12 protein-coding genes are annotated in these 14,733 nt (G+C 71.7%); 6 read left to right on the top strand and 6 right to left on the bottom strand.

Annotation, left to right across the window (positions count from 1 at the left end; translation table 11 throughout):
- Positions 1 to 6: 6 nt before the first annotated feature.
- The 3 genes from SOM19_RS07565 to SOM19_RS07555 form a co-directional block, all read right to left on the bottom strand.
- Positions 7 to 273, bottom strand: a complete 267-nt coding sequence (locus tag SOM19_RS07565) for a DUF3039 domain-containing protein (RefSeq protein ID WP_320485924.1) — start codon at positions 271 to 273, stop codon at positions 7 to 9.
- A gap of 64 nt (positions 274 to 337) precedes the next feature.
- The gene (locus SOM19_RS07560; RefSeq protein WP_320485923.1) at positions 338 to 1,906 is read right to left on the bottom strand and encodes a hypothetical protein; all 1,569 of its coding nucleotides are present in this window, start codon (positions 1,904 to 1,906) and stop codon (positions 338 to 340) included.
- Entirely contained in the window at positions 1,882 to 2,958 is a 1,077-nt protein-coding gene (locus SOM19_RS07555; protein WP_320485922.1) for an ABC transporter ATP-binding protein, read from the bottom strand. The genes SOM19_RS07560 and SOM19_RS07555 overlap by 25 nt, the downstream gene beginning before the upstream one ends.
- Before the next feature lie 383 nt (positions 2,959 to 3,341).
- Between SOM19_RS07555 and SOM19_RS07550 the strand changes: the two genes are divergently transcribed.
- The 5 genes from SOM19_RS07550 to SOM19_RS07530 all read left to right on the top strand — a co-directional run bounded on the left by SOM19_RS07550 (position 3,342) and on the right by SOM19_RS07530 (position 9,571).
- Positions 3,342 to 4,034 carry a phosphocholine cytidylyltransferase family protein gene (locus SOM19_RS07550; RefSeq protein ID WP_320485921.1) on the top strand — a complete coding sequence of 231 codons (693 nt, stop codon included), beginning with the start codon at positions 3,342 to 3,344 and terminating at the stop codon, positions 4,032 to 4,034.
- A gap of 65 nt (positions 4,035 to 4,099) precedes the next feature.
- The gene (locus SOM19_RS07545) at positions 4,100 to 5,044 is read left to right on the top strand and encodes a hypothetical protein (RefSeq protein WP_320485920.1); all 945 of its coding nucleotides are present in this window, start codon (positions 4,100 to 4,102) and stop codon (positions 5,042 to 5,044) included.
- 109 nt (positions 5,045 to 5,153) lie between these two features.
- Positions 5,154 to 6,842, top strand: coding sequence for a S8 family peptidase (locus SOM19_RS07540; RefSeq protein WP_320485919.1), 1,689 nt, complete (start codon positions 5,154 to 5,156; stop codon positions 6,840 to 6,842).
- A gap of 37 nt (positions 6,843 to 6,879) precedes the next feature.
- On the top strand, positions 6,880 to 8,151 hold the full coding sequence (locus tag SOM19_RS07535) for an alpha/beta fold hydrolase (RefSeq protein ID WP_320485918.1): 1,272 nt from the start codon (positions 6,880 to 6,882) through the stop codon (positions 8,149 to 8,151).
- Positions 8,152 to 8,191: 40 nt separating this feature from the next.
- Positions 8,192 to 9,571, top strand: a complete 1,380-nt coding sequence (locus tag SOM19_RS07530; RefSeq protein ID WP_320485917.1) for a maltokinase N-terminal cap-like domain-containing protein — start codon at positions 8,192 to 8,194, stop codon at positions 9,569 to 9,571.
- Here SOM19_RS07530 and SOM19_RS07525 read toward each other — a convergent pair whose 3' ends face one another.
- Positions 9,572 to 10,861: a CDP-glycerol glycerophosphotransferase family protein gene (locus SOM19_RS07525; RefSeq protein ID WP_320485916.1), complete on the bottom strand. Its 1,290-nt coding sequence runs from the start codon at positions 10,859 to 10,861 to the stop codon at positions 9,572 to 9,574.
- 109 nt (positions 10,862 to 10,970) lie between these two features.
- On the opposite strand from SOM19_RS07525, the gene SOM19_RS07520 reads away from it, so the two are divergent.
- A complete protein-coding gene (locus SOM19_RS07520; RefSeq protein WP_320486689.1) occupies positions 10,971 to 11,996 on the top strand; it encodes a glycosyltransferase family 2 protein in 1,026 nt (341 codons plus the stop codon).
- An 11-nt stretch (positions 11,997 to 12,007) separates the two neighbouring features.
- Here the strand turns inward: SOM19_RS07520 and SOM19_RS07515 are convergent, their stop codons facing one another.
- Both SOM19_RS07515 and SOM19_RS07510 read right to left on the bottom strand, forming a co-directional pair.
- Complete coding sequence (locus SOM19_RS07515; RefSeq protein WP_320485915.1) at positions 12,008 to 13,456, bottom strand: CDP-glycerol glycerophosphotransferase family protein; 1,449 nt, start codon at positions 13,454 to 13,456, stop codon at positions 12,008 to 12,010.
- Positions 13,453 to 14,730 (bottom strand): CDP-glycerol glycerophosphotransferase family protein, encoded by a 1,278-nt coding sequence (locus SOM19_RS07510; protein WP_320485914.1) that lies wholly within the window; start codon positions 14,728 to 14,730, stop codon positions 13,453 to 13,455. Before SOM19_RS07510 ends, SOM19_RS07515 begins: the two co-directional genes overlap by 4 nt.
- Positions 14,731 to 14,733: the final 3 nt, after the last annotated feature.

The following is a 14,733-nucleotide window of genomic DNA, read 5'->3' as shown; positions in this document are numbered from 1 at the left end:
GCTGCCTCAGCCTGCGAGGGACTCGTAGATCTCCTTGCACGTGGGGCAGACCGGGAACTTCTCGGGATCGCGCCCGGGAGTCCACTTCTTGCCGCACAGCGCGCGCACCGGTTTGCCGGTGATGGCCGACTCGAGGATCTTGTCCTTCTTCACGTAGTGAGAGAAGCGCTCGTGATCTCCGGGTTCGATGTTCTCTTCGCGGATGAGCTCTTCGAGCTCTCGGTCGAGGGTGGCCAGACCGCCCTGGTCCGGGCCTTCGAGAGGGGTGCTCATGGTCAGCCAGTTTAGCCCGACGACGGTCCGCGTGGCGCGGAGGCGAGGCGTCATCCGTGGGCGATCAGGTGGACTCGGCGAACTCCATGAGCCGCCCCCCGCGTCGGACGAAGATCATCGAGCCGGCCGTCACGCCGATGACCAGCACACCCAGCCCCGCGGCGAGCCCTGCCCACAGCGCCGGCATCGCGGCGTCGATGTCGCGCGTGAGGGCGACCCACGCGGACCAGAGCGCCGGCACGCTCACCGCGATCGCCCCGAGCATCACGAGCGCCTGTGCGGCCGCGCCGCCTGCTCCCGTGCGCTGCGGCTGCTGAAACGGGCTGTCGCCGGGCCGCGAGACCGGATACGGGGCGATCACCGAGGAGATGCTCGACAGGCCGAGCCCGGCGAAGAAGAGCGACGCGCACACGCCGACCATGGCGGGCAGCATCGCCCACCGGCCGTGGAGGGAGATGACGACCGGAATGGCGACGGCGAGGAGCGGGATGCCGATGAGGAGGACGGGCACCAGTCGCCCGACGCGGTCGGACGTGCCCCGCATCCCGCTCACGATGTGCATCCACACCGCGGTGGAGTCGTACGCCAGGTCGTTGTGCGGCAGCCAGCCCAGCAGCACCGCCGCGAACGGGACGGGCAGGAGGACGGCGAGCTCCAGCGGCACCCCCGCGACGAGCAGCGGGACGACGGTGGCGGCCGCGGCGAACGGGATGACGATCATGTTGACGATGTAGCGGCGGTCGCGGAACCAGTACACGAGACTGCGGGCGGCGACGGCGCCCCCGGGGGTGCCGGGGGCCACACCGAACCAGCCCAGCCCGCCCTGCTCGCGACCCGACGACGGGCGCTCGGTCGTCGTGAGGAGCCGTTTGACGACCCAGGCCCACAGCAGCGCGAGCACGGCGAGCGTCCCGACGGCCACGAGGAGGGCGACGCCGGCGGTGTCGTCGCCCGTCGCCACCAGCCCCGGCAGTGCCCAGGCGGCGCCGACCGGCGTGAGGGCGAGGGCGGAGACCGCCTCGAAGAGCTGCGTCGGAACCTCCCCGCGCCACTCGAGTGAGGCGAAGAAGACGCCGACCGGGACGACGACGACCAGGATCGCGAGGAGGAAGAGCCCCGACAGCTCGCGGGAGCGGCGGTCGCGCAGGAAGAGCGACGCCACAGCCATGCAGACGCGGGCGAGCAGCGCGCAGGTGAGCACGCCGAGCACCGTGCCGGCGACCGAGACCGGCCACTCGACGCCCTGCTCGCCCCACACGACCGCGGCGCAGATCGCGATCGCGAGGAGCGCGAAGACGGGCACGCTGATGAGGCCTGCGAGCGCGAGGACTGCGGCGAGCCGTCCACGCGGCAGTCCGAGCAGCGCGAACCGGCGGGGATCGAGGGGATCGTCCGCCGCTCCGATGAGCGGAGCGAGAGCGAACCCCAGTGTGACGGCGGCGCCGCCGAGCACCGTGACCGCGAGCACCACCTCGGTCTGGGCATCCCGCAGCGTCAGGACGGCCCAGCAGGCGGCGGCCGTGGCCGCGATCAGCAGGACCAGCGCGAGAACGGCTCGGAAGACGTGTCCGCCGTCGCCGCGGAGGGCGCCGAAGAGGAGTGCGATCCTCAGTCGGAGAACGTGTGCAGCCACTCGAGGCCCTCCACGTCGCTCAGACCTCCCGCGAGTTCGATGAACCGCTGCTCCAGGCTGAGCTCGCCGCGCACCTCGTCGATGGTCCCCTCGGCGAGCACCTGACCGGCGACGATCACAGCGACGCGCGAGCACACTCGCTCCACGAGCTCCATGCCGTGGCTGGACAGGATGACGGTGCCGCCGTGGGCCACGTAGGTCGACAGGATGTCGAGGATGATCGCGCTCGAGACGGGATCGACGGCCTCGAACGGCTCATCGAGCACCAGCAGTCGCGGCGAATGGATCAGCGCGCCCGCCAGCATGACCTTCTTCGTCATGCCCGCGGAGTAGTCCGAGACGAGCCGGCCGAGCGCGTCGGTGAGGTCGAACGCCCGCGCGAGGTCGGCGGTGCGACTCTCGACGACCGAGGACGACAGGCCGCGCAGCACGCCGTAGTAGTAGAGCAGCTGCCGCCCGGTGAGCCGGTCGAACGTGCGCAGGCGGTCGGGCAGGACGCCCATGAGCCGCTTCGCGGCGAGGGGATCGGATGCCGCGTCCACCGTGCCCACGCGGATCGAGCCGCGGTCGGGCTCGAGCAGGCCGGCGATCATCGACAGCGTCGTGGTCTTTCCGGCGCCGTTGGGCCCGACGAGGCCGTAGAAGGTGCCGGCCGGCACGGTGAGGTCGATGCCGTCGACCGCGAGGGTGTCGCCGAAGCGCTTGGCCACTCCTCGGAGCACGAGCACATCGCCCGCGGCGACAGGGGTCGTGAGTACCTCGGGCACGTCCGCGGCGGCTACGGGGAGCGGTTCCGGCTGCGGCTCGGGGACCGGCTTCGCCTCGGGCACGGGTTGCGGCTCCGGTTCCGGCTTCACCGCGGGCTCGACCACGGGCGCGACAGCCTCCCGCTGGACGATCACATCGTCCGGCGTCGCCGGGAGCGGCGGCCTCGGGGGGATCACGATGTCGGCAGTGCCGGTGGCCCCGAGGCCCCGAGGAAGGGGCGGGGGCGGGCCGGGGACGGAGGCCGGATCGCGGACGGGGGTCGAATCGGGGATGGGCTCCTGCACCGGTCGCTCCTTCGCCGCGGCGGGCGGGCGGGACTTCGTCCCCTTCTTCCGCGCGGGCGTGCGGGGTGCGGCGCGCTCAGAGGACCTCGCCTGAGGATTCGATGGCAGCGACACGATGGGCGCACCGTCGCGGCGTTCCGGCTCGTCCGGATCGACGTCATTCGGCACGGGCAGGGAGGCTGTCACCGATCCAAGGTATCAAGCGGCCCCGCCGGACGGGCAATGCGTGTCGCAGAGTCTCGAGAACGCCGTTTTGTCACGAATGCGCAACGGCGGGACATCATTCCGCACCTTCCCAGGTGCCCTCGCTACCATGGACCAGGCACGAAGGGGTGTCGAGTCGGTGAACCGACAGTGAAAACACGCACTTCAGGAGCAGACCTTTGACCCTTCAGACCGTCATTCTCGCAGCCGGAATGGGCTCGCGCCTCGGCCGCAGCCTTCCCAAGCCGCTCACCGAGCTCAGCGACGGCCGCAGCATCATGCAGCAGCAGCACGACAACATCCGTGCGGCGTTCGGCGACGACGCCAAGATCACGACCGTCGTGGGGTACAAGGCCGAGACGATCGTCGAGGCGTTCCCGTCGGTCGACTACGTCTACAACGACCGCTACGACCAGACCAACACCTCCAAAAGCCTCCTTCGCGCCCTGGCGACGACGGGCCGGAGCGGCGTGCTGTGGATGAACGGCGACGTCGTGTTCGACCCGCTGGTGCTCGGCCGCGCGATCGAGCTGATCGAGCGCGACCAGTCCTTCGTGACGGTCAACACCTCCAAGGTGAGCGACGAAGAGGTCAAGTACACGGTCACGGCCGAGGGCTTCATCGACGAGCTCTCCAAGACCGTCAAGGGCGGCATCGGCGAGGCCGTCGGCATCAACTACATCTCCAGCCGTGACAAGAAGTCGTTCATGCGTCACCTCGCGCGGGTCGACGACCAGGACTACTTCGAGCGCGGCCTCGAGCTCGCGATCGCAGAGGACGGCGTCCTGCTCGAGCCGCTCGACATCTCGGATCTGTATGCGGTCGAAGTCGACTTCGCCGAAGACCTCGAGCGCGCGAACCTCTACGTCTGACCTGATCGGCGCAACGCTGTCAAGCCCGGGCCGACGCCCAGGGTTCGCCGCATAGGATCGGCGCGATGACCGACAAGGTGCACCGCATCCACTCGCTGCCGACCGACTCGCCGTGGCAGGGCGGCCTGCCGCCCGTGGGATCGGACGAGCATCCCCGCACCGTGCGCGCGCTCGATCGCGTCCTGGCGATCCAACGGCCGGTGGTGCTCGCGCATCTGCGCAGCATCCGCCTGCGGCATCCGGATGCCTCGACCGCCGACATCGTGCGGATCCTCGAGCGCCGGTACCTCGCCGCGGTGACCACCGGCGGCGCCGCGGTGGGTGCGACGGCGGTGGTTCCGGGAATCGGCACCGGCATCACGCTCGCGCTGAGCGGTGCCGAGACGGTGGCCTTCCTCGAGGCGACCGCGCTCTTCGCCCAGTCGGTGACCGAGGTGCACGGCATCCCCGTCGGTGATCCCGACCGTGCCCGCGCGCTCGTGCTCACCCTCATGCTGGGCAAGGAGGGCATCGACCTCGTGGCGCAGCTCGCGGGCCAGGCCGCCGGCCGAGGCCCCACGCGCGACCGGTACTGGGGCGAGCTGGTGACCAAGACACTCCCCCGCGCCGCGGTCGGTCCGCTCGTCGATCGGCTCAAGACCTCGTTCATCCACCAGTTCGCGGTGCGCGGCGGTGCCTCGTGGATCGGCAAGGCGCTCCCGTTCGGCATCGGCGCCGCGATCGGCGGCGCCGGAAACAACATCCTGGGCCGCCGCGTGCTGGTCAACTCGCGGCGCGCGTTCGGCCTCCCGCCCGCGATCCTGCCGCCCGAGCTCGAGCCCCGGCCGGGCGCCACCCGTCTGGAGCGCGCAGCCACCCGCACACTGCGTCACGCCGGCGGGGCGATCGTCGGCGGCGTGTCGCGCGGCGCCACCGCGATCGGCTCGACCGCCCGCAGGCTCGGCCCGTCGGCGCGGCGCCGCGACCGCATCGAGGGCCCGGCGCCCGAGGAGCTCACGGCGGAGGAGTGAGCCGCATCCCCTCACCTCCGCCGGTATCAGGAAGGTCGCCGCTCTCCTCACCCTGGTGACAGCTGCGCGGCGGGAGTACTCTCGCGGCGGGGAGAGAGGGCGAGGGGCAATGGCGTCCGCAGAAGATCGTCAGCACCTTCCGAAGGAGTTCCGCGCGGTCGAGCCCGAGCCCGACCTCGAACCCGACCCCGCGAAGCCCATGCCGCAGGGCCAGAAGCCGCCCGCGCCGAGCACGGAGGCGCCGCCCGCACCCCCGCCGCCCGCGCCCGAAGCCGGAGGTCCGGCCGCCACCCCGGCGTTCTCGCTGCCGGACATGCCGACCACGGTGTCGCTCGTCACCGACTCCGTCATCACACGTCCCCTGGCCGAGCGCATGGCCTCCGCGGGTGAGAACGAGCCCATCGGCGTGGTGATCGAGCTGCGCACCGACAGCGGCATCCCGCTCGACGATGCCGTCGCCGAGCTGCTCGCGCTCGTCAGCATGGCCGCATCGGGACGGGATGCCTCCGCCTGGCGCACCGGCAGCTACGTCATGGCGGCGCTGACGCCCGCCGAGATCCACGCGCTCGTGCGCATCGACGCCGACAAGGGGTCGACGCCGCGCTCGAGCCGCCAGGAGGCGAAGACGGCTCCCCGCAGCTTCATCAACCGGGTGTGGCCCAACTTCGAGGTGCGGGCGACCATCCACCGCTCGGTCATCACGACCAAGGCCGACGCGGCCGTGCGCTCCTTCGACGCGACGGGCGACGGCATCGTGTGGGCGGTGTTCGACACCGGGATCGACCAGAAGCACGCCCACTTCGCGACGCACCGCACCCTGGACCTGCCCGAAGGCCTCCGCGCGCGCAGCTTCGTCCCGGGGACGACGGATGCCGCAGCGCTCCGGGACCCGAACGGGCACGGCACGCACGTCGCGGGGATCATCGCGGGCGGGCAGACCGCGACGCCGCGCGGCAGACGCATCGCCGCCGCGACCTGGTATCGCACCGCGGAGGGCGAGACCGGCGTCGAGCGCGTCACGCTCGACCGGATCAGCGGCATGGCCCCCGAGACGAAGATCCTGCCCATCAAGGTCCTCCGCGACGACCGGACGGGTGATCTCGCATCCCTGCTCGAGGCACTGGAGCACATCCAGGAGCTCAACCGCTGGGGCCGCGAGCTCAACGTCCACGGGGTCAATCTGTCGCTCGGCTATCCCTTCGATCCGTCATGGTTCGCCACCGGACTCTCGCCGGTGTGCCGCGAGGTCGATCGCCTCGTCGCCAACGGCGTGTGCGTCGTCGTCTCCGCCGGCAACACCGGGTACGGCGCGGCGCGCGACACCGCGGGGCGCGAGATGCGCCTCGGCTTCGGCATGACCATCAACGACCCCGGGAATGCAGCGCGGGCGATCACCGTCGGGTCGACCTCCCTCAAGCCGTACTCGACGGGCGTCTCGTACTTCTCGTCCAAAGGCCCCACCGGCGACGGCCGCCTGAAGCCCGATCTCGTCGCTCCCGGCGAGCGGGTCGTGAGCGCGGGCGCCGGCGAGCTCCTGGCGAAGGCGCGCGCCAACGTTCACCTCAAGGCCGGGGAGAAGGCATCCGACATCACCTACGTCGAGGACTCGGGAACCTCGATGTCGGCCCCGCACGTGTCCGGCGTCGCGGCTGCTTTCCTGTCGGTGCACCGCGAGTTCATCGGCAAGCCGGATGAGGTCAAGCGGGTGCTCATGGAGTCGGCCAGCGACCTCGGGCGCGAGCAGTCGTTCCAGGGCCGGGGGCTCGTCGACGCGATGCGGGCCATTCAGAGCGTGTGACGCCCCCGACGGGGCACGAGACAGACCGGAGAGCATCATGAAACTGCCGTACGCCGATGTGGAGTTCGATGCCAAGGGCGCGCGGGTCCATCCGGACCAGCTCGCCGACCTCGAGAGCCTGCTGGCCGCCAAGGATCCGACCGATGTGATCGTGGTCGCGCACGGGTGGAACAACACCCCCGGCCAGGCACGCGCGCTGTACGAGAAGCTCGTCGACTCCATCGTCGACGTGCGCCCGCGGGTGGACGGGGCCCGTGACCGGCGCTTCGTCGTCGTCGGCATCCTGTGGCCGTCGATCCAGTGGGCCGAAGAGGAGAACTCCGGCGCGGGTGCCGGCGTCGCGGACGACCTCGCCGCGCTCGAGACGGAGATCACCCAGCGCATCGAGGACCCGGAGGTGCGGTCGAAGCTCCTCGCCCTGGCGCCGAAGCTCGAAGGGTCGTCGGAGGCGCAGGAGGAGTTCCTCGCACTGCTGCGCACAACGCTGCCCGGGTCGACGAAGGGCGAGGACAAGGCGGGGTTCGAAGCGCTCAAGAAGGCGCCCGCTCAGGAGGTCTTGGAGGCCGCACGGGGAGGGAACGACGGCGATGCCGCGCCCGCCGCCATCGGCGGCGCCGCCTCGATCGATCCCGCAGGCCTCGCCCCCCTGTCCGAAGACGGCGGCGGGGCGGGGTTCCTCGACAGCATCGTCGGCGCGGCACGCAACCTCGTCAACGTGACGACGTACTACACGATGAAGGAACGCGCCGGCGTGGTCGGGCAGAAGGGCATCGCCCCGCTGCTCGAGCGCATCCACGGCGACGCCGGGTCCGCGCGGATCCATCTCGTCGGCCACTCCTTCGGGGGTCGTGCCGTCACCGCCGCAGCGCTCTCCACCTCGGCGCCGATCTCGTCGCTCGCCCTCCTGCAGGCGGCGTACAGCCACTTCGGCATGGCGAAGGACTGGGACGGAAGCGGCAAGAGCGGGATGTTCGCGAAGGTGCCGGCGAAGGTCCGCGGCCCGGTCGTCATCACCTACACGCGCAACGACAAGGCCGTCGGCATGGCGTACCCGATCGCCTCGCGGCTCGCCCGCCAGATCGGCGTCTCCCTGGGCGACGCGAACGACCCGTTCGGCGGCATCGGACGCAACGGCGCGCTCAAGACACCGGGCGGAGTGTCGGCGACGCTGCTCGACGTCGGGGGCACCTACGACTTCGCCGCGCACGACGTCTGGTCCCTCAACGCCGACGAGTTCGTGTCGGGGCACTCCGACATCACCGGCCGTCAGGTGGGGTACGCGGTGCTGTCCGCCGTCATGAGCGCCTGACAGATCGACACGCCGAGCCGCGCGGGCCTACGCTCGTGGCATGGACAGCACGCTCGCGTGCCTGGCGGCATGGATGCCCCGGCAGCGGTGGTACGCCGCGAAGGGGCGCCCACCGAGCCTCCGCCTGATCTCGTGGTGGGATCTCGCGCCGGCCGCCGCGCAGGATGAGGACGCGCGGATCCGCACCTACCTGGTCGCCGACGAGGGCGCCTTGCCCGTGGTGCTCTACCAGCTGCCTGTCGTCTCCCGGGCGACCGAGACCGTCGATGCCCCGCCCGACCACATCATCGGGAGCCCGGAACCCGGGACGACCTTCATCGATGCCCCGTTCGACCCCGCGTACGCGCGGGCTCTCATCCGGATGGTCACGCTGGGTGGGCGCGGCGAAGGGCCGCGCACCGTCGCCACCGGGCACCCTGCCCCCGACGCCCCGTCGGACGAACCCCGCAGCGCCACGGTGATGACCGGCGAGCAGTCGAACACGTCGCTCATCTACCGCTCCAGCGGGATGCCGATCATCTGCAAGGTGTACCGCCAGCTGCACCCGGGGCTGAACCCCGACATCGAGCTGCCGACGGCGCTTGCCGCCGCCGGATCCGTGCATGTTCCCCGGGCCATCGGCTGGATCGAAGGGAGCTGGCCGGATCCGGCGACCGCGCAGGGCACGGTCACCGGCTCACTGGCGTCGGCCCAGGAGTTCCTTCCCGACGTCGAGGACGCCTGGCGCGTGGCGCTGCGTGCCGCGGCGCGCGGCCAGGACTTCCGCGGACCGGCGCGCGCGCTCGGGGCGGCGACGGCGGACGTGCACGTCTCGCTCGCCGAGCTCTTCCCCACGCGAGAGACGCTGCCGGCGGATCGCGAGGCGACAGCCACGTCGTGGCGGCGCCGCCTCACGATCGCCATCGCCGAGGTGCCGGACATCGCCGAACGACGCGAGGCCATCGAAGTCGTGTACGAGCGCGCCGCGGCAGAGCCCTGGCCCGCGCATCAGCGGATCCACGGCGACTACCACCTCGGCCAGGTGCTGCACGTTCCCGGACGCGGCTGGGTGCTCCTGGACTTCGAGGGCGAGCCGCTGCGCCCGATGGTCGAGCGCACGCGCGCCGACCTCGCCCTGCGCGACGTCGCCGGCATGCTGCGGTCGTTCGACTATGTCGCGGGCTCGATCCGGCTGGACGGCCCGGAGCGGTCTCCCGGCGCCGCACGCGACTGGGCCCGGGCGGCGCGGGAGGCGTTCCTCGAGGGCTACGCGCTCGCCTCCGGCGTCGACCTCGAGACCGAGAGCCGCTTGCTGGCCGCGCTCGAGCTCGACAAGGCCGTGTACGAGGCGATCTACGAGGCGCGCAACCGGCCGACGTGGGTCACGATCCCCCTGCAGGCGATCGCACGACTCGTGGAGCGTCCGGCCCCGGTCACCTGATCAGCCCTCGACCGCGTCGTCCAGCTCGGCTTCATCGGGATCGAGCTCGTCGTCGTCGACGTCGTCGGACGACCGCGCGTACCACCGCTCCCACTCGTCCATGAGGTGCTGCACGGCCCCGTGGAAGCGCTCGGTCGCGGCTCCGGGCGAGGCGTCACCGAAGTAGTGCCGCACCCACTCCTCGAGGCGCGTGACGGCCTCGGGATCGCCGAGCACCCGGTCGGTCTCGGCTACGACGGACGGCGCGGCCGCGGCATCCAGCCACTCGCACGCGGAGAGGTATCCGTGCGTGTCGATGGCCGCAGCCGGGTCGGCGGGGCGGGTGATCAGCAGCGGCTTGTCGGCGGCGAGCCGGTCGTAGACCATGGCCGAGATGTCGACGATCGCGACGTCGGCGGCCGACAGCTGCCAGCCGAGGTCGGGACCGTCGTCGAAGATGTGGCGGGCGGACGCATCGGCGGCGTTGGCGGCCGCGATCGCGGCGATGATGCGTCGGTTGGCGGCGCCGTACTCGGGGTCGACCACGCCGGAGCGCGGATGCGGACGGTAGATCAGGCGGTGGCGTCCGGTGGCCAGCAGCGCGCTCGCGAGCGCCTCGCCGTGCGTCGCCACGGAGCCGTAGTGCGCCGAGGGCCGGTCGCCCTCCCACGTCGGGGCGTAGAGGACCACGGTGCGGTCGTCCGGCGGGTAGGGCAGCGTCCCGGAGTAGTGGTCGGCCTGGGGCCGACCGATCGCGATGGTCCGATGATCGATGTCGTAGTCCCACAGCACCCGCGAGAGCCGCTCGCGTGCGGCGTCGCCCGCGATCAGCGCGTAGTCGTACGCCTTGTACTGGTTCGTGGTCATGTACATCTTGTCGGACTCGCCGTGGTTGATGAACACGTGCCAGCGCCGGCCGTAGCGGAACATCTGGAAGTTGCGCGTGTTCTGATTCACGTAGAGCACCACGCGGATGTCCTGCTGCGCGATGAACTGCTCGAGGTCGCGCACGGTGGGGACGAACGCGACGGGCGGCGAGTCCTCGGCCAGCAGCGCGCGGGCGCCGGTGGCGGAGCGGCTGAGCACCACGACCGGCCAGGTCGCGGCGAGGTCTGCGAGCGGCTTGTACCACTGCCTCATCTGGTACATGTTGACGTCACCGTCGGCGAAGTAGACCGCCACCCGGTAGTGGAATCGGGGATGCTGCGGCCGGGTCGCCAGAGTGCGTCGGACGTCGATGACCGCCGACCGGCTCGTCACGGCCTTGCGGACCAGCGATACCGCCTTCTTCGCATCCGAGAGCACTCCCACGCGTCCAGACTACCCAGGCGACCCATGACATGATCGACGCGTGCAGGTCGAGCAGCGCGGGCGCAGGGACGCTCCGGAGGTCCCTCCCCACGCGGGTGTGACCTTCGTGATGCCCGTCCTCAACGAGCACGACTACCTCCGCCGCGCGGTCGAGACGGTGCTCGCCCAGGACGTCGCAGGCCCGGTGGAGCTGATCCTCGCGCTGGCGCCGTCCACCGACGGCACCACCGAGCTCGCGCGCGAGCTCGCCGCCGCCGACGACCGCATCGTGCTGATCGACAACCCCGCCGCCGACATCCCCGTCGGACTCAATCTGGCGATCACCGCAGGCCGCTATCCCACCATCGTGCGGGTGGACGCGCACTCCGAGCTGGAGCCCGGCTACACGAGGCTGGCCCTCGCCACGCTCGAGCGGGCGCGGGCGGCCAACGTCGGGGGCGTCATGCGCGCCGACGGTCGCACGCCGTTCCAGCGGGCGGTGGCGCGGGCCTACAACTCCCCCATCGGCCTCGGAGGCGGCGCGTACCACGGCGGCACCCAGGAGGGCGAAGCCGAGTCGGCGTATCTGGGCGTGATGAGACGCGCCGTCCTCGACGAGGTCGGCCTGTTCGACGAGTCGATCCGCCGGGGCGAGGACTGGGAGCTGAACCTGCGCATCCGCCGTGCCGGGTACCGGGTCTGGTTCGATCCCACCCTCTCCGTCACCTACTGGCCCCGTGAGAGCTGGTCACGACTGGTGCGGCAGTTCTCCGCCACGGGGCGCTGGCGCGGTGAGCTCGTGCGGCGCTTCGGGCGGGGCAACTCGCTGCGCTTCTTCGCGCCGCCGCTGCTGGTGGCGAACATCTTCGTTGCGCTCGTCGTCGGGGTGCTCCAGGCGACCGGAGTTCTCGACGGAGGGTGGGCGGTCGCGGCATCCGTCGTCTACCTGCCCATTGCGGCCTATGCCCTCGTCATCATCGGCGTCGGCCTCGGCCGGGGCGGGGGCCGCGGCTGGCGCGACAAGGTGTGGACGATGGCCGTCCTGCCGACGATGCACCTGTCGTGGGGCTACGGGTTCCTCATCGGGGTGCTGCGCGGCGCGCACGACACCGTCGACACGTCGAGGCTGGGAAGCCGCAACACTCCGCTCCCCTGAGGTCCGGCGAGTCAGTCGGCGTCGATGAGCCCCTGGTCGAGGATCCTCGACACCACGCGTTCGGCCGCGTGTCCGTCGTCGCGGGCGTTGAACTTCGCGCGCCACTGCTCGTAGCGCGCCGCATGCGCATCGCCGCCGGCCGCGAGCGCGGCGACCAGCTCGTCCTGCGTGCGCACAACGGGCCCCGGCGCATACTCCGACAGATCGAAGTAGAAGCCCCGCAGCTGGCCGCGATAGTGCTCGATGTCCGGCACGAGGAAGTACATCGGCTTCCCCGTGACCGAGAAGTCGAACATGACGGACGAGTAGTCGGTGATCAGCGCGTCCGCCGCGAGGAGCAGCAGCGACGTGTCGGGGAACCCCGTGACGTCGATGACCCTCGGCCCCTCGGCATCCCTCCCCGGCTGCAGCGTGCGGGAGTGGCCGCGCACGAGCACCACGGCGTCGGCCGCGGCGGCCAGCTCGGCCGGATCGACGAAGTCCACGATCTCGTCGCGATCGTCGCGCCAGGTCGGGGCGTACAGCAGCACCCGCTCACCGGGGCGGATGCCGAGCGCGGCGCGGGTGCCCGCCCCGTCTCCCGAGACGAGCACGTCGTTGCGCGGGTAGCCCTCGACCCAGATCGGGCGCGAGAGGAAGGCGTAGGCCTTGCCGAGGATGCGCGCGGCGTACGGGTTCTGGGCGAGCAGCACGTTCCAGCGCCGGGACTCGCGCACCACGGCCGCCATGCGCCGCGGGTCGAAGCCCGGCCGGTGCAGCGCGAGGCGCTTGAGCGGCGTCCCGTGCCAGGTCTGCAGCACGGTCTGCCCGGCGCGGCGCGAGAATCGCCGGCGCAGCCAGTCGTTGACGACCAGCAGCCTCGCCGAGCCGCGAGCGCGCCACCACTCGGGGCTGCCCTCGACCACGGGCACGGCGCCGTCGGGGACAGCGACGGAGAGGTCGACCACGCTCCAGTAGCGGGTGACGCCTGGGGCGCGCCGCGCGAGCTCGCGGTCGATCGCGAGGGGATTGCAGCTGGCGTTCCGTCCGTAGAAGCTCTCGAAGAAGACCGCGTTCTCGAGCCGGGCGCGACGATGGGCGTAGCGGCGCTCCAGGGCGTCCTGTCCTTCGCCGGAGTCGTACGCCGGGTCCACCGGCGGCCCGATCCGCAGCGACCAGCCTTCGAGCTGCGCGCGCAGCGTGCCGAGCTGAGTGAGAGGGAGGGCACCGGGTATCTCGGCCGCGCTCCCCTCGGCGGCGAGCACGCGGACCTCGTACGAGCCGGCGGGGAGCGGCAGATCGGGGCCGCCCCAGCGCGCGGCCCGCAGCGGCAGCACCGCCTTCCACGTCTTGCCCCGACCGCTCGGGGCCGCGCTCACACGCGCTCGCGGACCGACCAGTTCGACGGATGCCGGGCGCGGCCCCTCGCCGGAGAGCACGAGTGCCGCGCCTCCGTCGGTCGTGAAGCGCGCGTCGGTCATCGTGATCCCTTCGTCGGTCTGTCCTCGGCTGTCGATCCGGCCAGGATCGCACGGTACACCCTCGCGGCATTGCCGCCGTCGTCGTAGGCGTGGACGTGGGCGCTCAGCTCCCGCGCGCGCTCGATGCGACGATCCCGCTCGTCCCGGTCGCCGAGCACGGCGTCGAGCTGGCCGATCGCGGTCGCCCAGTCCGGTGCCGGGTCGTCGCCTGCGACGTCCGCATAGCGCCCGTAGAACCCGCGGCGCCGGGCGTAATCGGCCACATCGGGAGCGAGGAACACGACGGGAAGGGGTACGAGCGCGGCATCGAACACGAGGGAGGAGTAGTCCGTGACGAGCACATCCACGGCCGGCAGCATCGGTGTGACGTCGGCGACCGTGTCGCTCCCGAGCGCGCGCACCCGGTCCGTCGCGAACGGGGGCCGGTAGTCTCCGGCTCCGAGCGGGTGGGAGCGCACGAGGAGGGCGGCGTCGTGGCGCACCAGGAGATCGTGCAGCTCCTTCCACTCGTCCGCGGACGGGACCGCGGGATCGGCGGCGCCATCGCGCCAGGTGGGAGCGTAGAGCACGAGGCGCGTGTCCGTCTCGAACGGCCCGCAGGCACGATCGATGCCGGCACGGGCCGTCGAGCGCCGGGTCCTGGGCGTTCCCCGCGACAGCACGTCGACGCGCGGCTCGCCGGTGACGGGGACACTGGTGTCGGGAAGGGCGAACGCCGACTCGAGGCGTGCGCGGATCGCGTGCGAGGCCGCCGGCAGCACCCTGATCCGCCGCGTCGCCGCCCGGAACATCGCACCGAGCAGACGGCGGGCCAGCGGCGCGAGAGCCGAGCGCGCGATCGGACCCGGAAGCCGCAGCGTCTCGGGCGAGTCCAGCCCGATGCGCTTGAGCGGCACCCCGTGCCACAGCTGCACGACGAATGCGCCGGAGACGGCGTAGCGATTCACGTCGCCGAATCCATGGGTCACGACGATCACGCTCGCGCGTGCGGTGCGCCAGAGGCCTCGGAGCGACGACTTGTGCGCGGTGGGGATGCCGAGGGCTGCGGCATCCGTCGCCTCACGGGGCGATCCCACGAGCCAGACGGATCGCGGATGCTCGGCCGCCGCCACATGCCACAGGGCCAGTGCGCCGTCGCCGATGCCGGCGCCGCACCCGAACACCCACTCGTCGCGCGTACGGGGCACGAGGAGCGTCAGCATGCGCCCGGCTGCATACAGCGGGATCGACGCGAGCTTTCTCGCATTCCCCGCGCCGAATGAGAAGGACGCCACCCC

The organism is Microbacterium sp. CFBP9034 (genome assembly GCF_034045255.1).
Lineage (GTDB): Bacteria > Actinomycetota > Actinomycetes > Actinomycetales > Microbacteriaceae > Microbacterium.
The sequence above is the reverse complement of the archived record's forward strand: the minus strand, read 5'-3'. Positions and strand labels throughout refer to the sequence as shown.

Excerpts from the sequence above, each read along its gene's own strand:
- SOM19_RS07565 (WP_320485924.1), bottom strand. The coding sequence starts at position 273 with ATGAGCACCCCTCTCGAAGGCCCGGACCAGGGCGGTCTGGCCACCCTC.
- SOM19_RS07545 (WP_320485920.1), top strand. The coding sequence starts at position 4,100 with ATGACCGACAAGGTGCACCGCATCCACTCGCTGCCGACCGACTCGCCG.
- SOM19_RS07540 (WP_320485919.1), top strand. The coding sequence starts at position 5,154 with ATGGCGTCCGCAGAAGATCGTCAGCACCTTCCGAAGGAGTTCCGCGCG.
- SOM19_RS07535 (WP_320485918.1), top strand. The coding sequence starts at position 6,880 with ATGAAACTGCCGTACGCCGATGTGGAGTTCGATGCCAAGGGCGCGCGG.
- SOM19_RS07530 (WP_320485917.1), top strand. The coding sequence starts at position 8,192 with ATGGACAGCACGCTCGCGTGCCTGGCGGCATGGATGCCCCGGCAGCGG.
- SOM19_RS07520 (WP_320486689.1), top strand. The coding sequence starts at position 10,971 with ATGCCCGTCCTCAACGAGCACGACTACCTCCGCCGCGCGGTCGAGACG.
- SOM19_RS07515 (WP_320485915.1), bottom strand. The coding sequence starts at position 13,456 with ATGACCGACGCGCGCTTCACGACCGACGGAGGCGCGGCACTCGTGCTC.